Source organism: Micromonospora sp., from assembly GCF_048594385.1.
In the GTDB taxonomy this organism is placed as follows: Bacteria; Actinomycetota; Actinomycetes; order Mycobacteriales; family Micromonosporaceae; genus Micromonospora; species Micromonospora wenchangensis.
Genome location: NZ_JBMDWU010000022.1, coordinates 1 through 7,482 on the forward strand (window position 1 = coordinate 1; position 7,482 = coordinate 7,482).

The 7,482-nt window shown below is 69.5% G+C and carries 4 protein-coding genes and 2 tRNA genes; 3 read left to right on the forward strand and 3 right to left on the reverse strand.

Annotation, left to right across the window (positions count from 1 at the left end):
• Both ACOJTC_RS01035 and ACOJTC_RS01040 read left to right on the forward strand, forming a co-directional pair.
• The coding region (locus ACOJTC_RS01035) for a substrate-binding domain-containing protein (protein WP_420115379.1) at positions 1-373 on the forward strand (373 nt) is incomplete at its 5' end.
• A gap of 584 nt (positions 374-957) precedes the next feature.
• A complete protein-coding gene (locus tag ACOJTC_RS01040) occupies positions 958-3,870 on the forward strand; it encodes an FG-GAP-like repeat-containing protein (RefSeq protein ID WP_420115380.1) in 2,913 nt (970 codons plus the stop codon).
• Between the two features lie 324 nt (positions 3,871-4,194).
• On the opposite strand, the gene ACOJTC_RS01045 is transcribed toward ACOJTC_RS01040, so the two are convergent.
• The 3 genes from ACOJTC_RS01045 to ACOJTC_RS01055 form a co-directional block, all read right to left on the reverse strand.
• A tRNA-Ala gene (locus ACOJTC_RS01045) sits at positions 4,195-4,266 on the reverse strand.
• 9 nt (positions 4,267-4,275) lie between these two features.
• Positions 4,276-4,347, reverse strand: a tRNA-Gln gene (locus ACOJTC_RS01050).
• An 18-nt stretch (positions 4,348-4,365) separates the two neighbouring features.
• Positions 4,366-5,778, reverse strand: a complete 1,413-nt coding sequence (locus ACOJTC_RS01055) for a hypothetical protein (protein ID WP_420115381.1) — start codon at positions 5,776-5,778, stop codon at positions 4,366-4,368.
• Positions 5,779-5,973: 195 nt separating this feature from the next.
• On the opposite strand from ACOJTC_RS01055, the gene ACOJTC_RS01060 reads away from it, so the two are divergent.
• The gene (locus ACOJTC_RS01060) at positions 5,974-7,440 is read left to right on the forward strand and encodes a thrombospondin type 3 repeat-containing protein (RefSeq protein WP_420115382.1); all 1,467 of its coding nucleotides are present in this window, start codon (positions 5,974-5,976) and stop codon (positions 7,438-7,440) included.
• The last annotated feature ends 42 nt before the right edge of the window (positions 7,441-7,482 follow it).

Here is a 7,482-nt window from a genome sequence, read left to right on the forward strand (position 1 = left end):
CGCGGTCGTCGACGGCGACTGGACCGTGCGAACCGGCTGGGAGGCGGCCACCACGGTGCTGGCCCAATGCCGAGCCACCGCCGTGCTGGCCGCCAAAGACCCGGTGGCCTTAGGGATCCTCCAGGGACTCCAGAGCCTGGACATCGACGTCCCCGGCCAGATCAGTGTCTTCGGCTGGGACGACGACGAGATCGGCCACTACACGCGTCCGACCCTGTCGACGGTCAGTGTCGACCGGGAACGGCAGGGCCGGGAGGCGATGCGGCGACTCCTCGCCCTCCTGCGCGGAGAGGAGTCGCCCAGTCTGCCGCACTCATCCGACCTGCACCGCCTCCTACTGCGCCAATCCACCGGCCCCGCGCCGGCCGGGTAGGTGGAGACGACCCGGGGATCGTGAGCACGAGCTGTCCCGGCCGACCACGGTGTCCTGCGAGATACGCGATCGATGGCGGCCGGCCGGGCCGGCCTGGTCTCTCGACCTCGCCGACCGGATGCTGCCGGTCGCCGCGGGCTGGCGCGCGCGAACCTGCCCTGCGGCAGGTCACAGAGTCAGGGGTTGTCGGTTGTCATCGATCCGCTCGCTGCACTCTCGGCGAGGACGTTGAGGGCCTGCCCTCAGGCGGAGATTCGGTGGCGGCGGAGTCATCTGCTCGACAGCCGAACGACGGTGGTGATGGGTGTCGGGCAACACATTGACATCGACGGTCGCCTACCCCAACGTTTCGCGGCATGCGACCCAGTACGCGGATCCTCACGGTTCTGCTCTCGGCCGTCCTGGTGGTGGGCGCCCTACACGCGCCTGCCAGGGCGGACTCTGCCTGTCCACTCGCGACTGACCCCGCCACGGCCTTCACACTCGATGCGACTGCCGAGCAGTCGATGACGGTGCGCGCCGGCTGTGCCCGTCATGCTCCTGCGGCGCTCGCGACTCTGGCCAGCCAGCCAGACGATCTGGTGATGACGTTCGACTATGTCGGCGAGGACGTGTCAGCCACCTTCCGGCAGGAGGTCGCCAAGGTCCAGGATGCGCAGGCCCGCGGCCAGACCTTCAGCGAGTACTTCCAGGCGCTCGCCGACGAGAACGCCACCGGGCTCTACCCGACGATCGGAGACTTCGAACTCGACGGCTCGTTGCACGTGGTCGGGAACAGCATGGTGCTGGTCGTGCCGACGGCAGAGGTCAGCGTCACCTCGACCGCATGGCAGAAGGTAATCGCCTCCTGGGCCGCCTTCGGCACCGGTGCCCTGGTCACCGGCTTCTGCTTTGCATTCTTCTCGGTCGGCGCCGTTGCCGCCGGCCCGGTGTGCGGGGCGTTGGGTGGTTTCTTCAACGGCCTCGTCAGTGAGCTTGTCAACGCGGCCTTCGACCAGCGACCGCTCGCCGACAAGGACGTCATGGGTGAGGCCTTCGCAGTGGCGATAACCCAGGCAGTCCAGGGTGCTATTGTCGGCGGAGTACTCGGGTTTCTACAGGCGACCGCCACACCGGTGATCACTGGGTTGCAGCTCCTGCTGCGGAGGTTGGCGGCGTCGGTCTGGGGTGGTGGGGCGCTCAAGGTCGTCGCGACCACCCTCACCGGCTTCGACCTCGCGATGATCGAACGGCTGCGCCGCAAGATGCAGCAGCCCGTCGGCGGGGCCGCGAACGGTCTGCGGGTGCTTCCGCTGGGTGACTCGATCACCTTTGGCGTCGGCGGCAGCCCGGCGGGCACCGGTTACCGGGCCCGCCTGTGGGACCAGTTGGCCGACGATCCTGGACCGCTCGACTTCGTCGGTTCCCAGGACTCCGGGCAGTTGCCCGACACCGATCACGAGGGGCATCCGGGTTGGCGGATCGAGGAGATCGACAGCCTGGTGACTGACTGCACGATGCGCCGCTACCGGCCCAACGTCGTCACCCTGCACATCGGGACCAACGACGCCCGTAGGTCTGACAGCGGTTCGCCGTCGGACCGGCTCCGATCTCTGATCCAGAAGATCGTCCGGATCGCTCCGGAGACCACCGTGCTGGTGGCCACCCTGGTGCCGTCGCTGGATCCGGCCGTCAACGCCCGGGTCCAGCAGTACAACGCCCAGATCCCGGGAATCGTCAACGGCCTGCGGGCCACCGGTCAGCCCGTACGGCTGGTCAGCATGTCCGCGGTGACCACGGCGGACATGTCCGACCCGCTGCACCCCAACAACACCGGCTACCGCAAGATGGCCGATGCCTTCGACCGTGCCGTCACCGCCGCCCGGGCGGAGGGTCTGATCGTGCCGCCGATGCCCGGAGACACCGGCCCCTGCGTCGGCGAGTCCGCGCCCTCACCGCCGTCGACGACGCCCACGCCGCCCGGATGGAACTGGGTGGGCGAGATCGCTCCCGGCGTCGGCGCGCCCCGTGACCAGGTGCGGTTCGCCGATCTCAACGGCGACGGCCGCGACGACTACCTGGTGGTCGGCGACCAAGGCCAGGTCCGGGCGTGGTTCAACGTCCGCAGCGGCAACGGGTTCGGCTGGCAGTACCGGGGTGAGGTCGCCTCCGGTTCGGCCCCTCGCGACCAGGTGCACTTCGCTGACCTTGATGGCGACGGCCGCGACGACTACCTGGTGGTCGGCGACCAGGGCCAGGTCAGAGCATGGCTCAACACCGGCACCGGCGACGGTGTGGGATGGGCCAGTCAGGGCGAGGTCGCGCCGGGTGTCGGTGCCACGAGGGACCAGGTCCGGTTCGCCGACGTCGACGTCGACGGCCGCGCCGACTATCTGGTGGTCGGTGACCAGGGCCAGGTCAAGGCCTGGCTCAGCAACTTCGGTGCCGCTGGTGCGGGCTGGAGCTACCAGGGTGAGATCGCCACGGGAGTCGGCGCGACGAGGGACCAGGTGCGGTTCTCCGACCTTGACGGCGACGGCCGCGACGACTATCTCGTGGTCCACGCCCAGGGCCAGATCCGTGGCTGGCTCAACACCATCGGTGACGGCAGCCGGCCGTGGAACTACCAGGGTGACGTGGCCGGGAACGTCGGTGCGACCAGCGTCGAGGTGGTGCTGGCCGACGTCAACGGCGACGGCCGCAACGACTACCTCGTGGTCAATGACGCCGGGCGGGTCACCGCCTGGCTCAACGACCGCTACGGCCACCCCGACCCGTGGGACTGGAAGGGCCTGATCGCTTCCAGCAGCGCTCCCCGCGACCAGGTGCGGTTCGCCGATCTCAACGGCGACGGCCGCGACGACTACCTGGCAGTCGGCGACCAGGGCCAGGTCAAGGCATGGCTGAACGTCCTCGGTGGTGACGGCGTCGGCTGGGACTGGCGAGGCGAGGTCGCCTCCGGTTCGGCTCCTCGCGACCAGGTGCGGTTCGCCGATCTCAATGGTGACGGCCGTGACGACTATCTGGTGGTCGGCGACCAGGGCCAGGTGAGGGCTTGGCTCAACACGGGCACCGGCAACAGCGTGGCGTGGACCTCCCAAGGGGTGATCGCCTCGGGTATCGGCGCGGCGGGCGACACCCTCAGGTTCGACGACGTCAACGGCGACCGCCGGGACGACTACCTGGTGGTGGGTGAGTACGGCCAGCTCCGGGCCTGGCTCAACAACCGGGGTGGTCCGGGCTCCGCGTGGTTGTCACTGGGCGAGATCGCCTCGGGCGTCGGCTACACCCGCGACAGGGTGGAGCTGGCGGAGATCAACGGTGACCGTCGCGCCGACTATCTGGTCCTCGATGCCCAGGGTGGCGTCCGGGCATGGTTCAACAACGACGCAGCGGGTGGCCCAGCACCAGCCAACCCATCGCCGATGCCGAACGATCCGACGCCGACCGCGCCACCGGGTAACAACGGCTCCGGGCCGAACGACGGTCTTCCCCTCTGCGTCGCGAACCGCTGCTGACCGAGCGCTGATCGTGGGTCGACCAACCCGGCATCGCCCCCCCAGCTCCGCCATGACCCACTTCATCCGGTCCACAACGACCTGACACCCCAGCTGGGGTGTCAGGTCGTTGTAGGACGTTGTTCGTCGGCGGACACCGCTGCCGGCAGAAGGTGCAGGTACGGGCGGGGCAGGGGCGGCGGCGTACCGCACGGAGCGGTGGACCGGCTGCTGCGTGCGGATCGCAACGCCGCAGCCGGGGCCGGCTGGGGGGTAGCGGGGGAGCTTGCCCACCTCGGCCCCACAGTTGATATCCATCGACCAACATCGTGGCGACTCGGGGAGATCCGTTGACCGGGCTCGAACCGGCGTCCTCCCGGCAGCTAGCCGGGTGCTCTACCACTGAGCTACAACGGATCTCCACGGCCCCGTCGGCTGGGCTCGAACCAGCGTCCACCCGGTCCAGAGCCGGGCGCTCTACCGCTGAGCTACGACGGGCGCGATCATGCTGCCCGATCACGGCTTGACGTGTCCATCCCGTTCCGGCAGCTCGCTGACCACGACGTCACCCGGGATCGGCGTCCGCTCCAGACTGTCTTTGGTCACTCTTCCGGAGAACGCCCCACCAGCACGTAGCACCGACGCCCACAGCGGGTCCGCGATCGACACCCCGTGCACCATCTCGGGCGTGGGCCGGAAACGCCCGGTGGCTGCGGGTGCCCTGGGACCTGTCCAGCCCGACGTGACCGGGTCGACGCCACCATCGGCGCATGCCGCCTCCACATCGGCACGGGTGCAGGCGGCGGTGCCGTCGAGAACGTCCCACGGCAGCGGTAGCCGAGCCCATACGCCCACGTCGGGGTGCAGGCCGCCGCCGGTCGACCGGTGCCAGGCCGCCAGGTCCGCCGCGATCAGCATCATCGCCTTGCCCGGGCAGGACGCCTGCAGCAGTCCGAGGCTGCCGGCGGCGTCGAGCGCTGCGAGCCAGGCCGCCCGTGCGGCGTTGTACGCGCCGCACAGGAGGTTCCAGGTCGACGAGTCGTTACCCCGCCTCACGATCATGGTGGCCCGGTCGAACTCGCTGGCCGTCCATACCCGCTTGAGTAACGCCGCGACCTGACGCATCGTTGCCCACCACCGGCCCAGCAGTTCACCGCGCTGCGCCTCGGTCAGCCGGGCGAGCACGGGCGGCGTCGGATGGGCCTGGGCGATCATCCACCAGTCCGTCGCAGGGTTGGCGGCGCAGTGCCTGAACAACAGGTCGGCGATGTCGTCGTACGGGTTGTCCCGCCCTGAGAGGGTGAACTCCCGCCGCAACTTCCGCTTGGCAGTCAGATACGCCACGAAGCATCCCGCCCACGGATCAGCCAGAAAGGCATCCCGCTCGATGTTCGCGGCGAATCCTGCCCGCGCGACCATGGTCAACTGCCGTTTGGTCTGTTCGACGGCCAACCGGTCGGCTTTCGCCAGCAGGCGCTGGCTCACCCGGAATCGCCGGTTGTACTGCCGCTTCGACAGCTCGATCCCGGCCGCGGCCCGGTCCTCCCGGTTCAACCGGTCGCGCAGGAAGTCCAGCCGGGCCGGATCGACGGCACCGAGGGATTCGCTCAGGCGGGCCGAGAAATCAAGCAGCGAAACGGGATCGTCCGGGTCGATACCGGCGGGCGGCAGCTCGAACAGCCGCGCGGCGGCGTCGATCTGACGGGCACCACCGATCGGCCGGGCGAAGTCCGCCGACATCGAACTCCACCCGTTCCAGCGTGCTGCCGTACGAGCCGCCCACCCCAACGTCATCCTGTCCCGAAGTCCTAGCTGGCCGCCCACCACCCGCAGCACGAGATGCGCAACCTCCTCCGGCCGGCGCCGCTCGTCGAGCGACGTGTGCAGCGCGACCAGGGCATCCTCGGCAGAGGTCTCGGCGATTGACATGGCGGCATCCTGGCAGGGACGACGAGAGCCGGGCAATCCGATTCGCCACCGCACCACCCGTCGGGGCTGCTCCTCGGTCTGACGACGGTGACGGGGTCGCACGGCGGCCGGGACGATCACCGCGCTGTGCGGCCGACGTTTGAGTACGCACTACTCAGGACATGCCCGCAGCAGGTCCCCAGGTTCGCCCCCATGATGTCCTCTCCCATCATCAATTCCGCACCTACCTGGTTCCGGCGCGCACTGACGACCCTGACCTGCGGCGCCCTTCTGCTTTCCACGACCCTCGCCTCGTCGGCCGACGCCGCCGACGGCCGACGCGGCGACAGGCTCGCCGACCTGCGGGTGTGCGACCTGTCCGCCTGCTACCTGGCGGTGGGGGTGGTGGATTCCGACGGTGACGGTGTGGCCGACGCCGACGAGACCGCCCTCGGTTACGACCCGCTCGACCCGGCGAGCACCCCGCCGCTGTCCCTCGTCCTGGACGCGACGATCGACGGGAAACTGCCGACCTACGAACTCGGGTACGGCACGTGGGCCGTGTTCCCTGAGGAGTTCGTCAAGGGCCTCGAAAAGAAGTGGCTCAACCTGCAGGACCTGCCCGGCGCGAGCCTGCCGTCGGAGGTCTTCGGGATCCCCACCCGCCGGGGCAGCATCGCGCTCGCCGGGATCGACGACGGGCTGCTCAAGGGCCTCGGTGTCGAAGCGCCGTGGAAGACCGGCCTGACCTTCGGCCTGACCCTCGACAGCGGCGGCAAGACGATGGGGATCGACCTCGGCCGGTTCAACGGCAGCTGGTACGGCGCGTACGACGGGGTGACCGCCTGGTGGGCGGCCAGCCACGGCGGCGAGAAGAACACGAGCAGCGACAACGGCACGAGGGCCACGGAGTACGGCGACGGGTCCTCGTCGAGGACCACTCCCGGTACGCCGGGGTGCGAGATGATCTGCACGTCGAGCAGCCGGACCGAGTACTACGACCCGGAACTGAACACGGCAGGGTCGTCGACCGACGAGGCGTACTACGACCTGAGCGGCAGGTACCACACCGAGCGGACGCAGCGCGACCAGAACGGGAACGTCGTGAAGGAGACCGAGACCGTCCACACGGGAGGCAAGGACGGCGGCACGACGATCACGAAGGACACCACCGAGTACGAGCGCGACAAGGACGGCAAGGTCACCGGCACGACGAAGACCCACACCGAGCGGACGGTCGACAAGAACGGCAAGGAGACCTCCTCGACCACCAAGACCCAGAAGTGCGACGCCAAGGGTGAGAACTGCACCGATGCGATGACCACCGGCGAGGAGGGCACCGGCCTGACCCTGCCCGGCACGGCCTGGCTCTCGCACCAGGAGACGGCCGCCGCGATCGAGAAGCTGCTCACGATGAAGGGCTCGACGGTCACCCCGGTCCAGGACGCACCCTCCGTGGTCGGCGTCCTGACCGACGACGACGTTACCGCGGCCATGCATCGCAGGGACCTGATCTCCCTGTTCTCGGGTGACGACACCAGCACCCACGTCGGGGCGATGGTCCTCGGGACCGGCTGGAACACCGCCGCGCCCGAGACCCGCCCCGACCTGCCCAACCCGCTCGACGGGGCGACCGGCGGCGGGGCCCCCGGGGGCTGCGCCTCCGGCGGCGGCACCTGCTGAGACCGCCGTCCGACGGCGGGTCGGCTGTCGGCGCCGCCGCCC